The organism is Bryocella sp. (assembly GCF_058498515.1).
Genome location: NZ_JBMHYI010000070.1, coordinates 18,132 through 40,710, shown reverse-complemented (window position 1 = coordinate 40,710; position 22,579 = coordinate 18,132). Strand labels below are relative to the sequence as shown.

The following is a 22,579-nucleotide window of genomic DNA, read 5'->3' as shown; positions in this document are numbered from 1 at the left end:
CGTGGCGCGGAAGGTAAACTGACAACGATTGCCTCTCAAAGAAGAAAACACTGTGATTGGTAAACCCCTGCTCGCTCTCCGAAGGACGGATGATGGATCTGTTTCTGAAGCGCTACTTCTCTAATGTGATCGAAATTGCCAATCGCCTCGATCTGGGCGCGATCAGCCAGGTGGCGGCGCATCTGGTGAAGACCCGTGACCAGGGAGGCCGGCTTTTTCTGCTAGGGGTAGGCGGCAGCGCGGCCAACGCCAGCCATGCCGTCAATGACTTCCGCAAAATCTGTGGCATCGAGGCCTATGCTCCCACCGACAATGTTGCGGAACTCACGGCGCGGACCAATGACGAAGGCTGGGACACCACCTTCGCCGCCTGGCTGCGCGGCAGCCGCATCCGCTCGACGGATGCCATCCTCATCCTCAGCGTCGGCGGCGGAGATCCCGAGAGAAATATCAGCACCAACATCGTGCAGGCGATCGACGTCGCCAAAGCCGCAGGGGCATGCGTCCTGGGCATCGTGGGCCGCGACGGTGGCTACACCGCGAAGGCCGCCGACGCCTGCGTGATCATTCCCACCACCTCGACCGACCTCATCACGCCCCATACGGAAGCCTTTCAGGCCGTCGTATGGCATAGCCTCGTCATGCATCCTCTGCTCAAGCAGAGCGAGACCAAGTGGGAGTCCACAGCGGCGCAGTAGTTCCCTAAACCTTCAGGATACGGTGTGCTGCTTCGAGCAAATTCTCCGCGTGATCATCGGGCTCGATCGCTTCGAGTTCCCGCGCCGCCACCGGATGATCCGGCGCAATCCGAAGCGTGCGAAGCCCCGCGCGCCGCCCGCATTCGATGTCGCTGGAACGGTCGCCTACGATCCACGAACGGGCAAGATCGATCGCATGGGCAGCAGCGGCATCGAGCACCATCTGCGGAGACGGCTTGCGGCAGCTACAGACACTGAAAGCCGCATCCAGCGCTCTCGGATGATGGAGACAGTAGTAGCTGCCGGTCAGGGCGACGCCCTGCTCGCTCAGCGCCTGCACCATCGCCTGGTGCGTCTCTTCCATCTCCTCGCGTGTGCTCTTGCCCAGCGCAGCATTGGGCTGGTTGGAGACGACGATCAGCTCATATCCCGCATCGCGAAACAACCGCAGCGCCTCTGCGACCCACGGGTACACCACGCAGCGATCGGGAGTTCGAGGTGCCTCCCAAAGGCCCGAGTCTTCGTAGAAAACGTTGGCCACCAGCACGCCATCGCGATCCAGAAACACCGCGGGCCGCAGGCTACCGTTGCGCCCTGAAACTGGCGTAGTCCTGTTCATTGCGGTTGCACCACCACTCCCTCTGCTCCTCGTATGACCTTAGCGGATGCAATCACGGTGCGGATGCCGCTCGGCCCAACCGCTCGCTCTGCTCCTAGCGGCGTCAGGTGCTGCCGATCCTCGAACAATGGCATCCCCCCGTCGAGGACACGGCAGCTGCTCCCATCACACAAGGGGTCGTACAGACTCACCACGCGGCTGCCTGTCGAAGCCGCGACATCCTCCAGCAGCGACCGGACTCGCGTCTCAGCGCTTGTCCGGGGGTGCGGCTCGTTCTCCGCACCAGAGAGCGCGCCGGAGGCCCATCTCCCGAGCGACGCGCGCAACGGAATCGTGCCTCCGACCGCCAGCAGATGCGGGTCGTATTGGAGGAATGGCACGTCGTCGAGGAGCACAACACTCTTCCCTGCCGTGCGCAGCTCGAGACAGAGGTCCAGCAGGCCCTGCCGCAGGTTGGCCCAACTCTCCTCCTCGCTCGTCCCTGCGTCGAAGTGATCGCTGCGAACATACCGGATGACGTGTGCGGGGTCGTAGACCGGGTTGAGCCAAAATCCTGCGATCAGTACCGTCCGAATAGAAGGATCCGCCTTCACGCGCGCGACCGCCTCGCGCTCAAACGCCGAGCAAACGTCCGGACCAGAATCCCGAATCGTCACCCCGATGAGCGGCGGACACGAAGCCTTCATCAGCAGCGCCGAATTCGCCTCCGCAGCGACGAGCCCAGGCGCGATCGCCGCCGCATGGCTGTCGCCGAGCAGCGCAACCGTCGCAGAGGCTGGGAAACACGCTTCGGGAACGCTACCAGCCCCGGCACCGCCTTCCAACAGGCAACGCGTCCCCACACCGCCGTGCCGGACCGAAGCTTCGATCGCAGCCGCCTTAGCGTTTCGAGACGGCACTCCCCTCGTGACGACGAACACTCCGGAGACCACCAGCACCACCACTCCCGCAGCCGCGATCGCCCCCATCGCCGCCGATTGGCTCCGCGGCCTTCGAAATGGAAGCTCCACACACCGGTAGCTTGCCTCGGCAACCAACAACGTAGCCACCAACAGGATGGCGCGTCCCCACGGCGCGAGATACCCTGCCCCGCAAAGGTAGGCCAGACTAAGCAGAGGCCAATGCCACAGATAGACCGAATACGAGCGTCGGCCGAAGGCGGACATTGCCCCCGAAGCCAACAGCCTGCGGTTGACCCAGCTCGAAGAACTCAGGCAAAGCAGCATCCCGGCGGCCACGGAAATCAGAACTGGAGGCACAGGGTAGCGTGCGCTGGGTGCAGGCAGAAAGGCTGACGCCACTATCCCGGCAAGCCCCAGAAGGCCGCACACCTCCGCGCCCCAGCCTATAACGTAGCTGCCCCCGACCGTCTTCCTTGCCTCGGCAGCACCCAGCACGGCTCCTGTGGCCAGCTCCCACCACCGGCCGCCGAGGAGGTAGAACGTTCCAGGCCAGCCCCGATGCTGGCCCAGCATCGTGTATCCCAGCGACGCAATCAGCGTCACCATCAGCACCCAGGGGAATGCTCGCTTCGACCACCGGTACACCACAATCGCAAGCAGGGGCAGAAGCAGATAGAACTGAACCTCGATGCCCAGCGACCACGTCATCAGCAGCGGCTGAAGATGCGAGTTCGGCGAGAAGTAGCTCGTCGTCGCCCAGTAATAGACATTGGAGAGCGAGACCGCGGCAGGGCCCGCCTGTTCTCCCAGAACGCGAAGCTCACGTGCATCGAGCAGCACCCACCCGGCCAGCAGTGTGAAGGCGATGACCGCGAACAGGGCGGGAAGAATCCTCCGCACCCTTTTCTCATAGAACGGTACGAGCGCGAAGCGGCCGTCCCGAAGCTCGCGCGCGACCTGAAAGCCGATCAGGTAACCGGAGATGACGAAGAAGATGTCGACGCCACTGTAGCCGCCCCGAACCCACGGCACTCCGGCATGAAACAGCAGCACCAGAAGGATCGCAACGCCGCGAAGCCCATCGACGTCCGCCCGATAACCCAACCCGCGGACAGGATCCACTGGCAGGGATGTCGCAACGGCTGTCGAAGTGTCTGCCACGCCTGTATTTATCCCGTCAGTCCAACGTTCCGCGATTCCTTCCCAGCCTACCGCAGCACGCGGTTACCGTCCGGGAGGCTTTGTGTTTCCGGCGATTTACGCAGCTTCACTATCATGGAAACAGACATGGCCCTCACACGAAGGAAGTTTCTGGCAATCGGCTCCGGGAGCCTCGTCGCAATCTCACTGCCTCTGCTCGACGCTTACACCCACGGGCGTCATCATCTGACGACCCTGCGCCAGGACATCTACATCCCGGATCTGCCCGACGCCTTTGTTGGCTTCACCATCGCCCAGCTCAGTGACTTCCACTTCGGCTTCCACGACGAGAGCGACCTGCTCAACCGTGCCATCGATATCGTCAACAGCCTCAATCCCAGCATGGTCGCACTCACCGGCGACTTCATCACCTCGAACTATGAGGACGCCAGGGCCAACGTCACGGCAGCCCACCAGTGCACCGACCTCTTCCGCCGCATCAAGGCTCCGCTGCGTTTCGCCAGCTATGGCAACCACGACATGATCGCCCCGCGCTCCGTGGCCGACGGCCTCCGAGCCAACGGCATCACCCTTCTGCGCAACGCGAAGGTCAACATCAAGCAGGGTGGCGAGACCATGTGGCTCGGTGGCATCGCCGATAGCCTCACAGACTTCCCTCGAGATATCGGGGCTCTTCCCCAGGCCGTTGCCCAGCAACCGGTAATCCTGCTGGGCCATGAACCGAGCTACGCGACCAAACTCATCGGCGGCATCGAACGAAACAACCTGCGCTGCGACCTGTTTCTCACCGGGCACACCCACGGCGGCCAGATCAATCTGCCCATCGTCACGAAAAACTTCGCTGCCATACAAGGAGAGCGCTTCCTGCACGGCGGATTCAGTCTCGAAGGCTTCACCATGTACGTGAACCGTGGACTCGGCACAATCCACATCCCCATGCGCCTGAACGCCCCACCCGAGGTAACGCTGCTGACACTGCGCCGCGGCTAGCTGCCTCTGTCCCTGGCTGCTTCGTCCCGCCTGCGGCCCGGCGGCATCGGCCCTCTGGGCATACCCCGGAAAGCTCATTCCGACGGGCATCCGCACGTGTGAAGATGGTCGAGCACTTATTTTCACTCCCCGGCGCACTTTCGTTCGACCAGCCGGCCAGAGGGCCCTTTGGCATCGGCGACACCACTCCGGTCCCGGATCAAACACTCGAAGCAGCTCAAGACCTCCCTGGGCTACGTCTGCGCTCTGACGTGTGCGTGGTTCACCGTGGACCTCAGCATGCGCGTCCACGCGCTGCGAGAGACGCCGCTCGCTCTCAGCTTCGCGGTCGCAGCGTTCATCACGACGGAGTTCGGCCTGGGCCCTGGACTCGCCTCCGTCGCGGCGACTGCCACCATCCTCTACGTGCGGTTCCTTCTGCCCGGGAGCTCTTCCCCCTACGCCCCCGGCGCGCTCATCCGGCTGGCCGTAGCCTCGGCGGTTGGGACGATCATCGTGCTGTTCTGCGATCGGCAACGCGTGATCAGCCTGCAGCTGCGCACCGCGCTGGAGAGCCTGCGCGAACGCACCGCCGCACTCGCCCAGGCCCAGCGCGCCAGCAATTCTGCCGCGTGGAGCTTCGTGCCCGAGGACGACGCGGTGCGATGGGCCGAGGGTGGTACCGAGATCTTCGGCCTTCCCGCGCAAGAATGCTGGAAGCTCGACGCCCTGCTGAATTTTGTCCATCCCGAGGACCGTCGCATCCTCATCGACCAGATCCTGGCGGCGCAGCGATCCAGCTCCCCCTTTCGCATCGAGTTCCGTGTACTGCTGTCTCCTGGGGAGCTTCGCTGGCTGGAAGCGCAAGGCACCCTATCGCCCGGAACGACGCAGTGGAGCGGCCTCGTCCTGGACATCACGAGCCGCAAGAAGGTGGAAAGCGCCCTGCTGCGGGCCGAAAAGCTCGCCGCCGTGGGACGACTCTCCGCCACCGTGGCGCACGAGATCAACAATCCCCTCGAAGCGCTGACCAACCTCCACTTCCTGATCGCCGGCGAAGACTCGCTCTCACCTGAGGTTCGTGGCTACCTCGACGCCGCAGAGGGCGAGTTGCAGCGCCTGGAGAGCATCGCGCGCCACACACTTACCTTCGTGCGCCCTCGTTTGGACACAGGGCCAGCGGACGCCGTTCCCATCGCAACCAGCGCGGTAGCGATGTTTCAGAGTCGCTGCCGCTCACGTGGCGGAATCATCCGTTTGATTGCACCGGCACAAGCAAGTGTCCTCGTTCCCGCCGATGAACTCCGCCAGATCCTGACCAATCTGCTGTCCAACGCCTGCGACGCGCTCGAGAACAACAGGGGCATCGTGGAGGTCTCCATCGAGCAACTGTCCGGCACTCTTCGAGTGACAGTCCGCGACACCGGCTCCGGTATTCTTGCGGAACACCGCGATCGGATCTTCGAGCCGTTCTTCACCACCAAGAACGAGATCGGAACCGGCATTGGCCTGTGGGTGACGCGGGAGTTGATCGAGAAGTGCGGAGGCGCCATCCGCGTTAGTTCCGAAGCGGACGGCAGCCCCTTCACGACCACCTTCATCGTCGATCTCCCGTCCTCGATCGAACTCCCGGCCGCCTAACGCCCGCCCCTCAAGATCGTGAACGGCCCCGGAACTCAGCTGGCTTGCGGCACCGCCGGCAGCGGCGAAATCTCCAGCGAGTCAACGCGCGTCGCATAGAACGCGAGGTGGCCCCGGATCGCAGCAACAGCCTCGTACGGCTGCTCGTAGGTCCACACGGCAAACTCCGACTTCGATCCCCCAAGAGGGATGCTGTAGTACGTGCAATCCCCTTTGTACGGACAGTAGGTGTAGTGCGTCGTGCGCTCCAGCAGCGACATATCCGCATCCTCGCGAGGGATGTAAAGCACCGGCGGATATCCCTTCTCTTCCAGCCGCAACGCGTGCGTTGTATCCGCGATGACATGGTCAGCGACCAGCACACGAACATGCGCCTCTGCCGGAACAACGGTGATCGGATGATCCGGTCCGGGAATCTTGACCACCTTCACCGGTTTGGATTTCTCTTCGGTCTTTGCGTCTTCGCTCACAGCTTCGATCCTCCATCCACAGGGATACTCGCGCCCGTGATCCAGCGCGCCTTATCAGACGCCAGGAACGCTACCACGTCCGCCACATCCTCGGGTTTGCCGATGCGTTTCAGCGCCTGCATCGCCAGCGCAGTTTCACGCCCCGCCTCGGTCTTCGTAAAGTTTGACATGTCCGTGTCGATGACGCCGGGCGCAACTGCGTTTACACGAACGCCCTTCGGTCCCAGGATTGCCGCCCAGTTCTTCACCAGCGTCTCCAGCGCCCCCTTGGTCGAGGCATACGCGAGAATGCTCGGATTCTCGACGCCAGGCTTACCCACAACGGAGCGCGCTACGACAGACGTCACCGCAATGACGTTCGACCCTTCCGCAAGCAACGGCGCCAGCTGCTGCATCAGCAGAAACGGCCCACGTACGTTGGTCGCAAACAGCGCATCGAGATCCTCCGCTGTGTACGCCGCCAGCGGCGCAGCCTTGCTCACACCGGCATTGAGCACCAGCACATCGAGCTTGTCCCCAACGAGCTCCTTCACCCTCTCGGCGAGTTTGCCTGCAGACTCCGGTTCGGAGAGATCCGCGCCCAGCACCTCTGCCTCGCCGCCGCTCTGCCGGATGGCAGCGACGACCGCGTCTGCTTCCTCCATCGAACGACCGTAGTGCACCAGCACCTTCGCCCCGGCCTCAGCCAGCGCAAAGGAGATGGCGCGCCCGATCCCTCGGGACGCGCCTGTAACCAGCGCAGTCTTTCCTTCCAACTGCTTCATACACCCTCCTGCCCGCAACGCAGGCGCGAGTTATGCGTTCGTGCCGCCATCGACTGTGAGATTCGCTCCAGTGATGTACGAAGCCTCCGGACCCGCGACGAACGACACCAGTGCGGCCACTTCATCCACGTGGCCGTAGCGTTTCAGTGAAGTGTTCGCGATCAGCGGCGCGGCCCAGTCTCCTGCCGCGGGATTGAGGTCGGTATCGATCGGCCCCGGCTGCACATTGTTCACCGTGATGGCGCGGTCGCCCACCTCGCGCGCAAGGCTCTGCGTGAACATCTTCACCGCTCCCTTGGTCGCCGCATACGCCGTAAGGCCCGGCGTGAAGTTACGCTCGCCGACGCACGATCCGATGGAGATGATGCGTCCGCCCTTCGGCATATGCTTCAGCGCCGCCTGCGTAGCGACGAAGACGCCACGGATGTTCAGGCCGAGCATCTGGTCGATCTCTTCGAGGGTCTGCTGCTCGAAAGGCTTGGGAATGGCCGTACCCGCGTTGTTGACGAGGATGTCCACGCGCCCAAAAGCAGCCACGGTCTTTTCGACCGCAGCCGTCATCGCCTCTGCATTGGCAGCATCCGCCTGGATCGCAAGACCCTTCACGCCCTCGGCCTCGATGGCCTTCACCACCTCGGCCGCGGCCTTCGCGTCGCGGGCATAGGTAATGGCAACATCCGCGCCGTCGGCAGCAAGCCGCTTCGCAATCGCCGCACCGATCCCACGTGAAGCGCCCGTAACGAGCGCAATCTTATTCGCTAACTTCGACATACCTTCTCCTTTTGGTCCGGCGTTGAGCTACTGCAGGACATTCGAGTCATACTGTGACGACCAGCGCGACGCCTCAGCGCCCTCCACGATCCTCATGATCGCAAGAATCGTAACGGCGCGGAAGAACCTGGCGTAGCCATTCTCGGGCCAACGGAGCGAGCACATCGTGTCGATCCAGAGATTGCCACTGATCAACGGTTCACGGCGGCCGAGCACGTGGCACGTGGCGGCGAGATAGGCTGCAAGCTCGCGCGAAGCAAGCTCAAAGATCCAGTGCGTCCTTGCAAGCTCATCGTTGGACATCGTTGCCTCCCAGCTGGGTGGGCGACGGCGTCCCTGGTGTTTGCCCCCAAAGAACTATCTCCCCGTTCCATGTTCACCGCAGCCCATCTTCGGGGGCATTTTCGGAGGCCAGCTTTAGGGTCTCGTGTGCCCCTCGAATGGGGGGCGCGTAACGCTCCGCGATGTGGTGCGAACGTCGCAAGATGTCTCCTCACTCGGGATCCCCTCTAGCTGCCGTTTGATAGCTTGAACCTGTGGCAATCTCGCTGACCCCTTCTTCAGGCTCGGTCTTTCTGGTGCGTTCCTACGCGCGTTTCTGGCTAGCGCGCGTATTCTCGTCCGTCAGCTATCAGATGATTGGCGTCGCCGTCGGCTGGCAGATGTACGCGCTGACGCATAGCACCTTCGCCCTGGGTATGGTCGGGCTCGTGCAGTTCCTTCCCTTGCTCATCCTCATGCTGCTGGTGGGCCACGTCGCCGACCGCGTGAGTCGCAAGTCCATCCTCGCCGTGTGCCAGGCCATCGAAGCGCTCACCGCAGCCGCACTCGGCATCGCAACGCTGCTGCATCACCTTAGCCCGGCAGGAATCTTCTGCGGCGTCGCACTCCTCGGCGCCGCGCGAGCCTTCGAAAGCCCGTCGACTCAGGCCCTCGTCCCAACCCTCGTAGCCGAGGACATGGTGCCGCAGGCCATCGCCTGGTCGTCGTCCGCAAACCAGACAGCCTCCATCCTTGGCCCCGCGCTTGGCGGTCTGCTCTACATCGCGGGAGCGCACGTTCCGTACATGACGTGCACGGCGCTCTATCTCTGCGCCTGCTCGCTCTCCGTCACCATCCGGCCGTGGCGCAAGGCCGAAGCCAAACCCACGCCCACCGCGAGCTCCATCTTCTCCGGCATTCACTACATCCGCGCACACCGCAACATCCTCGGCGCGATCTCGCTTGACCTCTTCGCCGTACTCCTCGGAGGCGCAACCGCGCTGCTCCCCGCGTACACGCGCGACATCCTGCACACCGGCCCCTGGGGGCTCGGCCTGCTGCGTCTCTCTCCCGCCGTCGGCGCGCTGACAACTTCTGTCCTGCTCGCACATCGTCCCATCAAGGCTTACGCCGGCATGCGCATGTTCACCGCTGTTATCGTCTTCGGTCTCGCGACCATAGCCTTCGCGCTCTCGCGCTCGCTCTGGCTCTCCATGGCCATCTTGATGGTCCTGGGCAGCGCGGACGTCGTCAGCGTGGTGGTGCGTTCCTCCCTCGTGCAGTTGGAGACGCCGAACGAGATGCGTGGTCGCGTCAGCGCGGTCAACTCACTCTTCATCGGGACCTCGAACCAGCTCGGCGAATTCGAGTCCGGCCTGACCGCGTCATGGTTCGGCCTCATTCCAGCCACCATCGTTGGCGGCATCGGAAGCATCGTCATCGCAATCCTATGGATGCGTCTCTTCCCAGGTCTGAGGAAACTCGATCGGCTTGGCCGCTCCTGATCGTCCGGCGCACGACGCCACTCCCCTCACAGCCCCGATGACGCTTCCAAGTCATGTAGAATCAATGCAGGGCCCACATATCGTGTAGCGATAAATGGTGCTCTGGAAGATCAAACCACATCATCGATTTGGATCGTAGGACCGCTCGTCGTCGTGCCACGGCACTCAGGCCCTTGTCCAGGTCAACGCCACCCTCCATGAGGTGCAGTCCAGACGTGATCCCACCTTCTCCGCCTGCAGCGCAACAGGACACCGCCACCGACCGGGCAGCCGCCAGGAATCACCTCCTGCGCGATGGTGTGACCTTCCTCGCCCTATCCACGGTGGCACTGATTCTCTTTGCGGGTACTTCCCTCCTCTTCCGCTCCTTCACCAGCCGGCGCGACGAACTTGCCAGGCAATTTGCCGAGCAGGGCAAGCAGGCGCTCCAGCAACATCAACCGGCAGCAGCAATCGACGACCTGCGGGCCTCGCTGGAGTATGGCCCGGACGATCGCACGAGCCGCCTTCTACTCGCCCAGGCACTAGCCGAAGATGGCCGAACCGCAGAGGCGATGAACTACTTCGCCGCGCTGCGCGAGACCGAGCCCGCCGACGGATTCGTCAATCTCCAGCTCGCCAGGCTCTATCGCAAAGCCGCCAACACGGACCGGGCCGTCGACTCCTACCGTTCCGCCACACTCGGCCTCTGGGACGGCGACGGCATCGCCAGACGGCTGCAGGTGCAGCTGGAATTCTCTGACTACCTGATCGAATTGGGCCGGCCGGGCCCCGCGCGGGCAGAGCTGCTCGCCGCCGCCGGCAACGCCCCGGAGTCGTCCTCGATCTTTCTCCGCTTGGGCGACGAGTTTCAAAAAGCCAATGATCCGCAGGATGCGCTGTCCAGCTATCAGAAGGCCGTTCACCTGGACCCGGCCGACGTTACGGCGCTATCGAAGGCGGGCCGGCAGGCTTACGACATGGGTGACTACGCCGAAGCGCATCACTTGCTGCAGCTGGCCCTGAAGAAGCAGCCCGATACCCTGGCAGCCCACGAGCTGACGACTTTGAGCGACAACGCCGAGCGCCTTCGCGAGCTTTCTCTGAGCCGCGCCCTGCCGGCCGAAGAGCGTGAAAACCATCTTCGTACCGCTTCGGAGATCGCACGTCACCGTCTCACGGCATGTGTCGCCGACACGTCAAAGAATCCTGCTGCCGCAGCGCCCGCGCAGATCCAGGCTCTCCTCGCTCGATGGAAGCAGGAGACTCTGCCGGTCCACCGCGATGGCCTCTCCGAGGCAGCGACCCAGGACCGAATGACGCAGCTCATCTTCGACACCGAAACACAGACCGCGAAGCTCTGCGGCGCCCCGTCCGGTGACGATGCGCTCCTGCTCCTGCTGACGCGGACCGAATCCCCCGACCCGCAGGAGACGCCCGAATGAAGCCCTCCCAGTCCTCCGCCCTCGGGAAGCTTGCCGGACGCGAAGAGCGCCTGTTCCTTCTGCTCTCGATCTTCATCGGCATCATCTCTGGCCTTCTCGTCGTGTCCTTTCGCATGGCCATCGAGTGGTTGAATCTCCTACTGCTCGGCGCGCGCCGGGTGCCGCACGATCCTCGGCTGCTCATCGTGCCCGCGGTTGCCGGACTGTTCATCGCCATCCTCACGCGGTTTGTCTTTCCCGGAGTGCGCGGCAGCGGCGTCAACCAGACCAAGGCCGCCTTCTATATCCACAACGGATATATCTCGTTCCGCACTGTGATCGGCAAGTTCTTCCTCTCGGCGTTGGCCATCGGTAGCGGTCATTCGCTCGGCCCGGAAGATCCCTCGTTGCAGATCGGCGCCGGCGTGGCCTCCATGATCGGCCGCCGCATCAATCTCTCGCGAGAACGCCTCCGACTGCTCGCCCCGATAGGCGCCGCCGCCGGCCTCGCTGCCGCCTTCAACGCTCCCATCTCCGCCATCCTGTTCGTCATCGAGGAGGTCATCGGCAACTGGACTGCAGGCGTGTTGGGCGCCACCGTGCTCGCTGCCGTATCCAGCGTCGTCGTCGCGCGATGGTTCTGGGGAGCCCAGCCCATGTTCCGCGTGCCGTCCATCACGCTGCGCGATCCACGCGAACTCCTGGCCTACTGGGTACTTGGCATCATCGGCGGCGTCGCGTCCCTGGTATTCGCCAAGTCCCTCGGCTGGCTTCGTCCACGACTGCGCAACCAATCGCAGAACGCACAGCTCTTACAGCCCGCCATCGCCGGTCTCCTCGTCGGAGCCATCGGCTACTTCGGCCTGCCACAGGTGATGGGCGCAGGCTACGGTGTGATGGACCAGGCCATGCACGGCCAGTTTGCTTTCCGCATGCTCTTCCTGCTCGCCATCTTCAAGATCATTGCCACAACGCTCTCGTTCTCCAGCGGAACCCCCGGCGGCATGTTCGCTCCCACGCTATTCATCGGCGCCATGCTCGGCGCGGGCGTCGGCTCCTTCGAGAAGATCTTCTTCCCGCATCTCACTGGATCAATCGGATCGTATGCACTCGTAGGCATGGGTGTGCTCTTCGCAGCGTTCCTGCGAGCTCCACTTACCTCCGTCTTCATGGTGCTCGAAGTCAGCGGCAACTACTCGATCATTCTCCCCGTGATTCTGGCCAACACCACCGCGTACCTGATCTCACGCAGCCTTCAGCCCATCCCCATCTTCGAGCTCTTCACCCACCAGGATGGCCTCAATCTCCCTTCCATGGAAGAAGAGCGCGAAGAAAATCGCCTTCGCCTGGAAGACCTGCTCACCCCATCGTCCGTCCCCATCATCGAGGGCTCGCGAACCGCCTGGGAGGTACGCAACTCCATGCTCGAGCATCCGGACAGTGCCAAGCATCTTGCCATCCTCGTGCGCTGCGCCCGCGGCGAGTGGTATGCCGCCTCCAAGGCGGAGTTGGACGAGATCTTCATGAGGATCGGCGACGACCCCACGCAAGAGGTCACTCAACAACCCTTTGAGTCGCTGCTCGGCGATGAGCGCACGCCCCACATTTTTCCCGACCAGTACCTCTCCAGTACACTCTCGCACTTCCAGCGCTGGCCCATCCTGCCGGTCTCCAGCCGCGCCGGCATCGGCGTGCTGGAAGGTGTGCTCTCGCTGGAAGACGTCCTGCATCGCTACCAACGACGCAGGGTCGACGAAGCTTAGGACAAGCTATCGCGCCTGGGCGGTGCGTAGAAGGAGTTGTGTCAGCGCCAAAGCCTCACACGTTCCATCCGCGTGGCTGCATCCCGGAACGAACACTGGGACACGTGCAGGCGCGTGCTCTTCACTCAGCACAGTAGCGTTGCGCATCTGCTCCAGTGTCTGCGCCGTGAAGTACGTACGCACTTGGTACTGCGCGGTACCATCCTTCCGCCACAGCTCGAATATCAGCGCCGAGCCCGGAGGCGTATCGTCGCGGCGGCCATCGAGCAGCCAATCCAGGTGCAGCGCCCCCGAGAGATTACTGAGGTTCGTGTCGTGCCCAACCAGCAGCAGCAGTTTGTCGCCGGGGCGCCCTTCCGCTCCCGGGACCGCGTGACCCGCAACAGCCTGCTGCAGCGACAACGCAATAGCCTTCAACAACGCCGCCGACTGCGGTGCGGCGATCGCCTCGGTGCGCTGTGCCAGCTCCGACGCCGCCGTATGCAGGTCGATCAGCTCGCGCAGCTTCGCCCCATCGACGCACCCCCATCCCACATCCTTCGCATCCTTGCCGTCGGTGTACTCCAGCAGGAAGATCTCCGCCAGCGTGCTGGCCGTGTTCAAAGGGCCGCGCATCTCCGCGATGTGATCGCCATTACCTGCCACAACAGCGGCCGGAACATCGAAGATCGAAGTCCGCTTGCTGTCGACCGTCGAAGCCCCACAGCCGGCAAGCACGCGGTCGAGTTCCGCAAGCTGTGCGTGATACGCGGCAGCAACCGCAGAAGGATCGTTGCCAATACGTCCCATCAACGCTGCAGTCCCGAGCGCGGACTGCGCAGGCGTGATCGCCGTATCCGGACGGTGGAACAGCGGATCGTTCGTCCCCTCTTCCAGAGCCTTCATCGGCTGCGCACAGCCGGGAAACATGCCCTCAGCCAGAGCCTTCGCCGTCTCACGCGTGCGCTGATCGGAGTCCGCATGGATGGACACTCGCGCCGCGTCCTCGCATCCATGCAACGCCAGCAGGCCTTGCGCCGCCCAGTGCTCGCGATCATACGCGCCGAAGAGCTTCATCAGCTCATAGCCATGAGCCGTCAGGTAGCCAGGCGGCACATCCCACGTGGGCCACGGTGCGGCAGCGAAGCGATCGTACTGTGAAGCTTTACCCGTCGGGCTCCGCACACCATGGCGCTCCACCACCACGGTATAAACCAACTGCTCGCCACTCGCTCGAGTAGTTGGCTTGGCATCAGGAAGAGACTGCGCCGCGGCGCTCCCCAAATACAGGAGCACCACGGCGCACAACAGGTTTGAAGCAGGACGCATGAGTAAATCGATCTCCCTCTGCGAGCTAAGACGTTATCGTGCGGAGGAGAACGAGTAGCGAATGCCGCCACTGTACGTCGGCTTGTAGTATTCGCGCTGATTCACGAAGTTCGTGTTGCCGGTGTAGTAGCCAAAGACCTCGTTGTTCAGGTTGAGGCCCGAGACCACCGCCCGGAAGCCCTTCCAGAAGCGGTAACTCGCCTGCGCATCCACCTGGAAGTGGGTCAGCGTCCACACGTCGCCGGAGGGCCCACTCGGCCCCAGGCCGCTGGGGTCGGCGCCTGCTACATACGTCGGAGAGACATAGTTATAGGAGAAGCGGCTCGCTTGGTCATAGGCCAGTCCGACACGCGCCGAGAAGCGCTTGGTGTCATACGTAGGACTCACCTTCCACGTGTTGGGCGATTGATCGATCGTTGTCGGATGGTCGTTGCGCAGCGAGAGCCCCTTCTCCTGCGAGGCCGTATAGCTGTAGTTTGCCTGCACGCCCAGGCCACGCAACACGCCCGGCAGATAGCTGAAGTGCTGCTGGAAGCTCAGCTCAAAGCCATAGAGATACGCATTCTGCCCGTTGGTGTACTGCGTAATGGCGTCGCCCGGATATTGCGCGAGCACCTGCGCCACCGACGGCGGAAAGTAATTACTGGGGAAGTTCGACAGGTTGAGCCCACCCGGAAGCGTCACCTGAACCTGCGGTGCGGTCAACTGCTTGAAGAAGAAACCAGCCTGCACCAGTCCAAGTGGATGCAGATAGTACTCGTAGAGAAGGTCGTAGTTATTGGCATGTTCGGGACGAAGGCTGGGATTGCCAATGGTCACGGCGGTGGGGCTTGCTGTCGAGTCTTCAGTGATGTACGGCACGAGCTGATACGGATCTGGCCGCGCCACACCACGGGAGTACACCGCGCGCAGCGAAGAGTCGTTATTCAGCCCATAGCGCAGTTGCACGCTCGGCAGCACATCGATATAACCGGGATTATTGTTGACCCCGTTATACGTGTAGCAGTTCCCGGCGGCAGGCGCGACAGGCGCGCTATTGTTGGCGCAGAGCACACTCGATGCTCCACCACTATAAGCACCTGTCTTCGGGACGTATGTACCGAAGAACGTGAGGTTGTACCCGAACGTCATATCGCGCGTGGCTTCGATGCGAACACCGGTGTTCACGTGCAGCTTACCGAAGTCCACCGCATTCATCAGGTAACCCGCGGTGATCTGCTCGACGGTATGGAAGAGGTTGGGATAGATGTCCGCCGCAGTCTTCTGGCCGTCGAGATTGCCCTGGAAGTTCTGTAAGGTGTAATTCTCGGCCTGGGTGAAATCCGACACCTGACCGTAGTGTCCACCGAAGTACGTTCCATTGAAGTAGTCGGTATTGACGAACGAACTAAGCAACTGCGTCATCAGCGGAGCATTGGAGAAGCCATCGTAGACCTTCTCCGTTGAATCCTGGCTCTGGTGATTGTTGGAAAACTTGAAGCCCATCTCGAAGGTTCCGGAGTGCTCCCACCAGCGATAGGAGCGCGCGTAAGTGCTCTGCGCCGCCAGATTCAACTGCGCGTTAGTTCCTTTCGAGATCGTAATATCCTTGAACTGCCAGTTTGCCGCGTTCAGCAGTGGCGACGAGCTGGTATTGTCGCAGTTGGCGAAGTGCGGATGATACAGATCGGTCTGCTGCGAAGGGATGTAGTTGCAGTAGTTCGTTGCGCCGACCCAGCTGAAGTCCGCCTTGGGATTGCCGGCAGAATCCAGCTCATATCCACGCGAAGCAGAGACCTGGTAGGTGAACAGCGAAGAGCCTTCCACTGTGCGCCCACCCAGGATCAGCGTTCCGACAGACGCATTGGGGCGCTTGTTCGACGTGTAAAATTTCGGCGCGGAGCCCTTGGTCGTCGCCGTGGGGTACACCGGGTTCGTTGCCGTTCCCGTGATCGCCGCCGATACCGGCGAGTAATACCACTTGTCCCCGTAATCCTTCAGATCCGAATAAAAGCCGTGCGCATACAGGCTCGTCGCGTCGTTCACACGATAGTCCGCGCTTCCATCGAAGCCATAGCGCGTACGGTAGTAGCGATACTCGCGAATGGTGTTGCTGTCATAGAACGGCACTGCATTGGTCGAAAGTGGATCGAGCGCCGGCTGAATGTTATCGATACCGCGGCCGTTATAGTCGAAGACCGAGTTGAAGACAACGCCCAGGCGCTTGCTCGCTCCGAAGCGCCGCCCAACCGTGCCGCCAAAGTCATACATGCCGCGGCCGTTCAGGATCGGCGTCCGTCCACCGTCACCATAGAGGTCAAGCGAGGGACGCTCGCCGGCCTCCTTGGTACGCAGATTCACCGAAGCCCCAATGCCATTGCCATCCATGTTGGCGAGCAGCGTCTTATTGATCTGAATTTCATCGACCATATCCGACGGGATCACATCAAGCCGTACCTGACGAACCGTGGGTTCTGGCGCCGGAATCGTAATCCCATCGACCGTAACATTGGTGAGCCGCGGCTCCGTCCCTCGCACCTGGATGTACACGCCCTCGCCCTCGATGCGGTAGAGCGTCACTCCTGGGAAGCGGCCAGTCGCGTCAGCGATGTTCGCATTCGGCAGACTGCGAATGACCTCCGACGGCATCACTTCGAGGAGGTTGTCCGCTGTACGGGTCTCGTTGATGGCCTCAGCCTCGCCATGCGGGCGCGATGCCTCCACGAGGATCTGCTCGCTGGCGTTGGCAACCTTGAGTTGCAGCGTGACCGGCGTTGGCTGGCCCGCGGTTACCTCAACATCCTGAGTCACTGGAGCGAAGCCCACATACGACACCGTCGCCGTGTACTTACCGACCGGAATCTCCGCAATACGAAAGCCTCCCTGCCCGTCCGACACCGCCTTGATGTTCAGCGGCGAAAGCACAATCTGCGCGCCAGGCACCGCAGCGCCGCCGGCGTCCTGCACGACGCCTTCGAGGCTACCCTTGGGCGCCGTCTGGCCGTAGGCGGTCGACACCGATACAAGAAGAAGCAGCAGGGACAAAAGCAAGCAGGGGAAACGCAGGGTTGAGACAGCGAGACGTTCCGAACGTACAGACATGACGACTCCTTCGCGCGGCCGAACGTCGCTGGGTTCACCAAAGGGCTCGACCAATTCGCTGCGTGCAGTCTGGCAAACCAATCTAAGGCGAATCTGATAAGTCGGCGGCGCGAAGTCCGTTTCACGGAATATTGACAATAGGTACGTACGGTCGTTGTCATGCGCATCCTTATCGCCGAAGACAAGCGCAGCTTTGCGCTGCATATCGGCCGTGCGCTCGAAATCGAAGGCCACAGCGTCACACTCGCGCCCGACGGCAGCGAAGCCCTACGCCTAGGTCGCACCGCGAACTTCGATCTCATTCTGCTCGACGTGATGCTGCCGCGTATGGATGGCTTCGAGGTGATTCGTCGCATCCGCAACGATCGTCTCCTCACGCAAACCATCCTCGTCTCCGCCCGTGACTCCATGCAGGACATCGTGGAGGGCCTCGATGCCGGCGCCGACGATTACCTCACCAAGCCCTTCGCCCTCGATGTATTGCTCGCCAAAGTGCGAGCCACGGAGCGCCGCATCCCGCATGCTCCGGGCATGACACTGCGCATCGCCGATCTCGAACTTCGGTTGGAGACCTTCGAGATGCAACGCGGCGAGCGCACATTCGTACTCACCCGCACCGAATGCGCTCTGCTTGAGACTCTCATGCGCCGCTCGCCCGGCATCGTGCCGCACAGCATCCTGCTGGAGCAGGCCTGGGGCATGGACGCCAACGTCAGTTTCGACAGCCTCTACGTCTTCATCCGGGCCCTGCGAGGCAAGATCACACAAGGCATCGAGCCTGAACTCCTGCACACGGTGCGTGGCGTAGGCTACTGCCTCCGCGCCGAAAGCTGAAGCCTCATGCCGCGTCGTCCCCTCTCCATCTCGTTGCGTCTGACCGTCTGGTTTGGCATTATCCTGCTCACCGGCTGGTTTCTCTTCGGCGCTGCGATGTGGTTCACGCTGAAGCATACGCTTACCGGCGAGCGCCGCCAGACACTCGATCGCAGGCTTGATCGCCTGCAGGATTTGCTCAGGCGCGACGCCCAGCAGAGTAACGACGACCGCTATAGCGACTTCCATGACTTCGCTTCGGCCACAGGCAATGGTCTCGTCGAAGTCTTTCACGTCGACGGCGAGTTGTACTGGCCCTCTCCCTCTGCCGCGGCAGACGGCTTCTCCTGGCCTCGCGCAGACTACAGAAGTGGAGAGCAGTTCCTTCATGCCACCACCAACGGCCAGCCCTACTGGGTCATGGTGCGGCCGTATCGCATGGGAGATGTCGACGTTATCCTCGCCGCAGCGGCGCCGGAGGCTGGCAATCGCCTGCTCCTCGATCGCTTCTGGAACGGCCTCGTCACCTCGGCGCCGCTGCTGCTGATCATTGCGATGGCCGGAGGCTACTGGATCAGCCGCCGCGCACTGAGTCCCGTCGACCGCATCACCGCGAAGGCGCGCTCCATCAGCATTCGCAATCTCTCCGAGCGTCTCCCCGTAACCCGCACCAGCGACGAACTCGAGCGGCTCAGCGAGACCTGCAACGACATGCTGGAGCGGCTCGAAATCGCCGTTCGCCGCCTCAAACAGTTCACTGCCGATGCCTCGCACGAGCTGCGTGGACCACTCTCGCTCACACGCCTCGTGGCCGAAGTCGCGATGCGCAATCCTCAACTCGACGCCACCAGTCGAGCTTCGTTTCAGGAGATCGCCGACGAGTCCATCCGAGCCGCAACGCTGCTCGAAGAGATGCTCGAGCTCGCCCGTGCTGACGCCGAACCCGTCGACATCTCGCTGGAGCCTGTGGAACTCAGCGTCCTCGTTGAAGAGACCTGTGCGATGGGCCGCAAGCTCGCCGCACAGCGCGGCGTGCTCATAGAGTTCGTCGACTCGGTCGGCTCGTCCAACGAGCCCATGATGGTGCTCGGCCACGCGCCCAGCCTGCGGCGCATGCTTTGGATCCTCCTCGATAACGCCATCAAGTACACGCCGGCCACCGGCGAAGTGCGCGTGACGATGCGCCGCATCAAGCAGGTCGCGATGGTCGAGGTCGCAGACACCGGCATCGGGATCGCCGCTGCAGACCTGCCGCGCGTCTTCGACCGCTTCTACCGCGCCGATCCCTCACGAGCTGAAGTTGAAGGCATCGGCCTCGGCCTCTCCATTGCCAAGTGGATCGCCGACCGCCATCGCGCGGAGATCCGTGTCGAGAGCCACGAAGGTAAGGGCTCGACGTTCACGCTGTGTTTCGGCCTCGCAGAAGCCACCGCCTGAGCCACTGCTTAAAAGCAAGGGGCCGGCCCATGGCCAGCCCCGCTTGATCGATCCACAATCTCTTACTCGTCTTTGTCGCCGCTCTTGAGCTGCGGCATCTCCGTGCCTTTGCTCAGCGAAATTAATCCCGACTTCGCATACGTAAGCAGCTTCTCACGCGTGTCGGTGATGTCGAGGTTGCGCATGGTCAGCTGGCCAATGCGATCCTTCGGAGAGAAGCTCGATGCCGTCTTCTCCATGCTTAGACGCTCCGGCTTGAACGTAAGGTTCGGCGACTCAGTATTGAGCACTGAGTAATCGTTGCCCCTGCGCAACTCCAACGTGACCTCGCCCGTGATCGGCCGCGCAACCCAGTGTTGTGCCGCCTCGCGCAACATCAGCGCCTGCGAATCGAACCAGCGCCCCTGGTACAGCAGCCGGCCCAGCTTGCGCCCGTTCTCGCGATACTGCTCGATCGTGTCCTCATTGTGGATGCCGGTGATCAGCCGCTCGTACGCGATGAACAGCAGCGCCAGCCCTGGAGCCTCGTAAATTCCGCGGCTCTTGGCCTCGATGATGCGGTTCTCGATCTGATCGCTCATGCCCAGGCCATGACGCCCGCCAATGCGATTCGCCTCCAGCAACAGTTCAACAGGGTCCGTGTACTCGGCGCCATTGAGCGCGACAGGCATGCCTTCCGCGAAGCGAACCGTCACCTCTTCGGCCTTCACCACAACATCGTCGCGCCAACTGGCCACGCCCATGATCGGCTGCACAATCTTGATCGACGAGCTCAGCAGCTCCAGGTCCTTCGCCTCGTGCGTCGCGCCCAGGATGTTCGAGTCCGTGGAGTACGCCTTCTCCGTCGACATCTTGTAGTCGAAGCCGCTCTTGATCAGGAACTCCGACATCTCCTTGCGCCCGCCGAGCTCATCGATGAACGTCGCATCGAGCCAGGGCTTGTAGACCTTCAGTTCCGGGTTCACCAGCAGGCCGTAGCGATAGAACCGCTCGATGTCGTTGCCTTTGAAGGTCGAGCCGTCGCCCCAGATGTTGACGTCGTCTTCCTTCATCGCCGTCACCAGCATCGTACCGGTCACAGCCCGCCCGATCGGCGTTGTGTTGAAGTACGTCACGCCGGCCGTCGAGATGTGGAACGCTCCGGCCTGCAGCGCTGCGATGCCCTCGCGAACCAGTTGCGCACGGCAGTCGATCAGCCGCGCCACCTCGGCGCCATACTCCAGCGCCTTGCGCGGAATCGCCTCATAGTCGGTTTCATCCGGCTGGCCGAGGTTCGCCGTGTAGGCGTAGGGCACCGCCCCCTTCGTCTTCATCCAGTGCAGCGCAGCGCTCGTGTCGAGCCCGCCGGAAAACGCAATGCCAACCTTCTGGCCAACGGGCAGATCTTCAAGAATCACAGACATGAAAGAAAAATCCTCTGGCTCTCGGCGTTCGCGCCGAGCGTCTCGTCCATTTTACCGGGGACAGATTTCAGCCCCGTTGACGCCTCTTCGTCCGCCCCGGGACGATCCTCTTAGCGCGGTGTTAGAATCCGGCCACGTCGCAGACCATGACCACAGCCGTCCAGGAAGAGCCTTGCACGGGGATCGCGCCTCCCGTCATCCGGCAGCAGCTTGAAAACCTGGTGCAGGACCGCATCTTCTGCGCCAGCAAGCGATCCGTCCAATTCCTGCGATACGTCGTCGACCGCACCCTCGAGGGCGAGGCCGACCAGATCAAGGAACGCACCATCGGGATTGAGGTCTTCGGCCGCAACCCCTCCTACGACACCAACGTCGATCACGTCGTCCGCACCGCCGCCATCGAGGTCCGCAAGCGCCTCGCCATCTACTACGGCCAGCCGGAACACCGTCACGAACTCGTCATGAGCCTCGTTCCAGGCTCCTACGTTCCGCAATTTTCGCTGCCCGAGACCGAAGAGCAGGCGGCCGCACATGCGCCAGCCCATCCCCCTGCGGGGCAGCATCCAGAGTCCGCCCCGATCGCTCCTGCATCGGCCTTCGCTCCGCGGCACTGGGCCCTGATCGCCGCGATGGTGGTCGTCGTTCTGCTCGCAGTGGCAACCTTGGGTTGGACCAGGGTCCGACCGCGCACCGCGCAGGAACTCTTCTGGAAGCCCGTGCTCGACACCCCCGGCTCCGTCCTTCTCGCAGTCGGCGACGCTCCCAACGGCCCACCAACGCTCTCCACCGGCGCTACCGACCAGTCCCCCGCCCTTCCCATGGTCCACTCGGCCTCGTCGGCTGTGGTTCCCTTCGCCGACACCGTCACCATCGCCCGAGTCCTCGGCACGCTGGAGGTCCACGGCAAGCAGGTTGTCATTCGGCAGGAGCGCCAGAGCAGCTTCTCCGAGCTCCGCGAGAGCCCGGTGGTCCTCATCGGAGCCTTCAACAACGAGTGGAGCCTCCGCCTCACCCGCCGCCTGCGCTACTCCCTCGCCCTCGACCCCGAAAAGCACCTCATCTATATCAAGGACTCCCTGCACCCCGAGGCCCGCAACTGGGCCTGGGGAACCAACCAGCCCACCGATCACCAGGGAGCAGCGGGCACACCCTCGCTGCAGGACTACGCCCTCATCTCCAGAATTTGGAATTCAGACACTGGCCGAGTGGTCGTCGTCATCGGCGGCCTCTACACCTACGGCACGGAAGCCGCCGGCGAGTTCCTTACCGACCCGACGCTGATGCAGTCCGTCTCCAAGGCAGCAAAGCTCGGCGACCCCCACAGCAACGTTCAGATCGTGCTCGCGACCACCGTGACAGACGGCACCCCGGGTCCCCCCAGGGTCGTCGCGGTCTCGTCCGAGTAAGGTCTTCGTCTCTCCGAACCCCCGCCGGAGACACTGAAAATACAACACATATCTCAATTCCTGACCGTCACGGACGGTACCTGTCTATCTACCTGTGCCTCCGGTCTGTAGAAATCCTCACGCTTTCGGAATGCCTTGTTCGCTCGTCGTGAAACTTGGCAGTCCGCGGGGGTGATTCCGGCCACAACCCCACCTGCGCCAGCA

The 22,579-nt window shown here is 62.6% G+C and carries 18 protein-coding genes; 9 read left to right on the top strand and 9 right to left on the bottom strand.

The genetic code is table 11. The annotated features are described in order from the left end of the window. Window positions 1–89 precede the first annotated feature (89 nt). Complete coding sequence (locus AC5E6W_RS20390; RefSeq protein ID WP_491754179.1) at window positions 90–698, top strand: SIS domain-containing protein; 609 nt, start codon at window positions 90–92, stop codon at window positions 696–698. A gap of 4 nt (window positions 699–702) precedes the next feature. Here AC5E6W_RS20390 and AC5E6W_RS20385 read toward each other — a convergent pair whose 3' ends face one another. Next, window positions 703–1,317: a D-glycero-alpha-D-manno-heptose-1,7-bisphosphate 7-phosphatase gene (locus AC5E6W_RS20385; protein ID WP_491754178.1), complete on the bottom strand. Its 615-nt coding sequence runs from the start codon at window positions 1,315–1,317 to the stop codon at window positions 703–705. After that, on the bottom strand, window positions 1,314–3,380 hold the full coding sequence (locus tag AC5E6W_RS20380; RefSeq protein ID WP_491754177.1) for an acyltransferase family protein: 2,067 nt from the start codon (window positions 3,378–3,380) through the stop codon (window positions 1,314–1,316). Before AC5E6W_RS20380 ends, AC5E6W_RS20385 begins: the two co-directional genes overlap by 4 nt. A gap of 126 nt (window positions 3,381–3,506) precedes the next feature. Between AC5E6W_RS20380 and AC5E6W_RS20375 the strand changes: the two genes are divergently transcribed. Both AC5E6W_RS20375 and AC5E6W_RS20370 read left to right on the top strand, forming a co-directional pair. After that, window positions 3,507–4,370, top strand: coding sequence for a metallophosphoesterase (locus tag AC5E6W_RS20375; protein WP_491754176.1), 864 nt, complete (start codon window positions 3,507–3,509; stop codon window positions 4,368–4,370). A gap of 168 nt (window positions 4,371–4,538) precedes the next feature. Continuing rightward, window positions 4,539–5,990: a sensor histidine kinase gene (locus AC5E6W_RS20370; RefSeq protein WP_491754175.1), complete on the top strand. Its 1,452-nt coding sequence runs from the start codon at window positions 4,539–4,541 to the stop codon at window positions 5,988–5,990. A 35-nt stretch (window positions 5,991–6,025) separates the two neighbouring features. On the opposite strand, the gene AC5E6W_RS20365 is transcribed toward AC5E6W_RS20370, so the two are convergent. Genes AC5E6W_RS20365 through AC5E6W_RS20350 form a run of 4 tightly spaced genes read right to left on the bottom strand, consistent with a single transcriptional unit; the run spans window position 6,026 to window position 8,298 of the window. Continuing rightward, window positions 6,026–6,460, bottom strand: a complete 435-nt coding sequence (locus tag AC5E6W_RS20365; RefSeq protein WP_491754174.1) for a DUF427 domain-containing protein — start codon at window positions 6,458–6,460, stop codon at window positions 6,026–6,028. Then, a complete protein-coding gene (locus AC5E6W_RS20360) occupies window positions 6,457–7,224 on the bottom strand; it encodes an SDR family NAD(P)-dependent oxidoreductase (protein WP_491754173.1) in 768 nt (255 codons plus the stop codon). The genes AC5E6W_RS20365 and AC5E6W_RS20360 overlap by 4 nt, the downstream gene beginning before the upstream one ends. Window positions 7,225–7,254: 30 nt before the next feature. Further along, window positions 7,255–7,995 (bottom strand): 3-oxoacyl-ACP reductase family protein, encoded by a 741-nt coding sequence (locus tag AC5E6W_RS20355; RefSeq protein WP_491754172.1) that lies wholly within the window; start codon window positions 7,993–7,995, stop codon window positions 7,255–7,257. A gap of 27 nt (window positions 7,996–8,022) precedes the next feature. Next, window positions 8,023–8,298 (bottom strand): hypothetical protein, encoded by a 276-nt coding sequence (locus AC5E6W_RS20350; RefSeq protein WP_491754171.1) that lies wholly within the window; start codon window positions 8,296–8,298, stop codon window positions 8,023–8,025. 233 nt (window positions 8,299–8,531) lie between these two features. On the opposite strand from AC5E6W_RS20350, the gene AC5E6W_RS20345 reads away from it, so the two are divergent. From AC5E6W_RS20345 to AC5E6W_RS20335, 3 genes are all read left to right on the top strand, one after another. After that, window positions 8,532–9,761, top strand: a complete 1,230-nt coding sequence (locus AC5E6W_RS20345) for an MFS transporter (protein ID WP_491754170.1) — start codon at window positions 8,532–8,534, stop codon at window positions 9,759–9,761. A 215-nt stretch (window positions 9,762–9,976) separates the two neighbouring features. Further along, entirely contained in the window at window positions 9,977–11,185 is a 1,209-nt protein-coding gene (locus tag AC5E6W_RS20340) for a tetratricopeptide repeat protein (RefSeq protein WP_491754169.1), read from the top strand. Continuing rightward, the gene (locus AC5E6W_RS20335) at window positions 11,182–12,927 is read left to right on the top strand and encodes a chloride channel protein (protein ID WP_491754168.1); all 1,746 of its coding nucleotides are present in this window, start codon (window positions 11,182–11,184) and stop codon (window positions 12,925–12,927) included. The genes AC5E6W_RS20340 and AC5E6W_RS20335 overlap by 4 nt, the downstream gene beginning before the upstream one ends. A gap of 6 nt (window positions 12,928–12,933) precedes the next feature. Here the strand turns inward: AC5E6W_RS20335 and AC5E6W_RS20330 are convergent, their stop codons facing one another. Both AC5E6W_RS20330 and AC5E6W_RS20325 read right to left on the bottom strand, forming a co-directional pair. Then, window positions 12,934–14,235 (bottom strand): histidine-type phosphatase, encoded by a 1,302-nt coding sequence (locus AC5E6W_RS20330; protein WP_491754167.1) that lies wholly within the window; start codon window positions 14,233–14,235, stop codon window positions 12,934–12,936. A gap of 33 nt (window positions 14,236–14,268) precedes the next feature. Then, window positions 14,269–17,316 (bottom strand): TonB-dependent receptor, encoded by a 3,048-nt coding sequence (locus AC5E6W_RS20325; protein ID WP_491754166.1) that lies wholly within the window; start codon window positions 17,314–17,316, stop codon window positions 14,269–14,271. 159 nt (window positions 17,317–17,475) lie between these two features. Between AC5E6W_RS20325 and AC5E6W_RS20320 the strand changes: the two genes are divergently transcribed. Both AC5E6W_RS20320 and AC5E6W_RS20315 read left to right on the top strand, forming a co-directional pair. Then, the gene (locus AC5E6W_RS20320; protein ID WP_491754165.1) at window positions 17,476–18,150 is read left to right on the top strand and encodes a response regulator transcription factor; all 675 of its coding nucleotides are present in this window, start codon (window positions 17,476–17,478) and stop codon (window positions 18,148–18,150) included. Window positions 18,151–18,156: 6 nt separating this feature from the next. Then, the gene (locus tag AC5E6W_RS20315) at window positions 18,157–19,566 is read left to right on the top strand and encodes a sensor histidine kinase (RefSeq protein WP_491754164.1); all 1,410 of its coding nucleotides are present in this window, start codon (window positions 18,157–18,159) and stop codon (window positions 19,564–19,566) included. Window positions 19,567–19,628: 62 nt separating this feature from the next. Here the strand turns inward: AC5E6W_RS20315 and argG are convergent, their stop codons facing one another. Further along, entirely contained in the window at window positions 19,629–20,969 is a 1,341-nt protein-coding gene (argG, locus tag AC5E6W_RS20310; RefSeq protein WP_491754163.1) for an argininosuccinate synthase, read from the bottom strand. 146 nt (window positions 20,970–21,115) lie between these two features. On the opposite strand from argG, the gene AC5E6W_RS20305 reads away from it, so the two are divergent. Then, on the top strand, window positions 21,116–22,375 hold the full coding sequence (locus tag AC5E6W_RS20305; RefSeq protein ID WP_491754162.1) for a hypothetical protein: 1,260 nt from the start codon (window positions 21,116–21,118) through the stop codon (window positions 22,373–22,375). Window positions 22,376–22,579: the final 204 nt, after the last annotated feature.

Excerpts from the sequence above, each read along its gene's own strand:
- AC5E6W_RS20390 (WP_491754179.1), top strand. The coding sequence starts at position 90 with ATGATGGATCTGTTTCTGAAGCGCTACTTCTCTAATGTGATCGAAATT.
- AC5E6W_RS20335 (WP_491754168.1), top strand. The coding sequence starts at position 11,182 with ATGAAGCCCTCCCAGTCCTCCGCCCTCGGGAAGCTTGCCGGACGCGAA.
- AC5E6W_RS20315 (WP_491754164.1), top strand. The coding sequence starts at position 18,157 with ATGCCGCGTCGTCCCCTCTCCATCTCGTTGCGTCTGACCGTCTGGTTT.
- argG (WP_491754163.1), bottom strand. The coding sequence starts at position 20,969 with ATGTCTGTGATTCTTGAAGATCTGCCCGTTGGCCAGAAGGTTGGCATT.
- AC5E6W_RS20325 (WP_491754166.1), bottom strand. The coding sequence starts at position 17,316 with ATGTCTGTACGTTCGGAACGTCTCGCTGTCTCAACCCTGCGTTTCCCC.
- AC5E6W_RS20385 (WP_491754178.1), bottom strand. The coding sequence starts at position 1,317 with ATGAACAGGACTACGCCAGTTTCAGGGCGCAACGGTAGCCTGCGGCCC.
- AC5E6W_RS20355 (WP_491754172.1), bottom strand. The coding sequence starts at position 7,995 with ATGTCGAAGTTAGCGAATAAGATTGCGCTCGTTACGGGCGCTTCACGT.
- AC5E6W_RS20375 (WP_491754176.1), top strand. The coding sequence starts at position 3,507 with ATGGCCCTCACACGAAGGAAGTTTCTGGCAATCGGCTCCGGGAGCCTC.
- AC5E6W_RS20360 (WP_491754173.1), bottom strand. The coding sequence starts at position 7,224 with ATGAAGCAGTTGGAAGGAAAGACTGCGCTGGTTACAGGCGCGTCCCGA.
- AC5E6W_RS20330 (WP_491754167.1), bottom strand. The coding sequence starts at position 14,235 with ATGCGTCCTGCTTCAAACCTGTTGTGCGCCGTGGTGCTCCTGTATTTG.
- AC5E6W_RS20350 (WP_491754171.1), bottom strand. The coding sequence starts at position 8,298 with ATGTCCAACGATGAGCTTGCAAGGACGCACTGGATCTTTGAGCTTGCT.
- AC5E6W_RS20320 (WP_491754165.1), top strand. The coding sequence starts at position 17,476 with ATGCGCATCCTTATCGCCGAAGACAAGCGCAGCTTTGCGCTGCATATC.
- AC5E6W_RS20305 (WP_491754162.1), top strand. The coding sequence starts at position 21,116 with ATGACCACAGCCGTCCAGGAAGAGCCTTGCACGGGGATCGCGCCTCCC.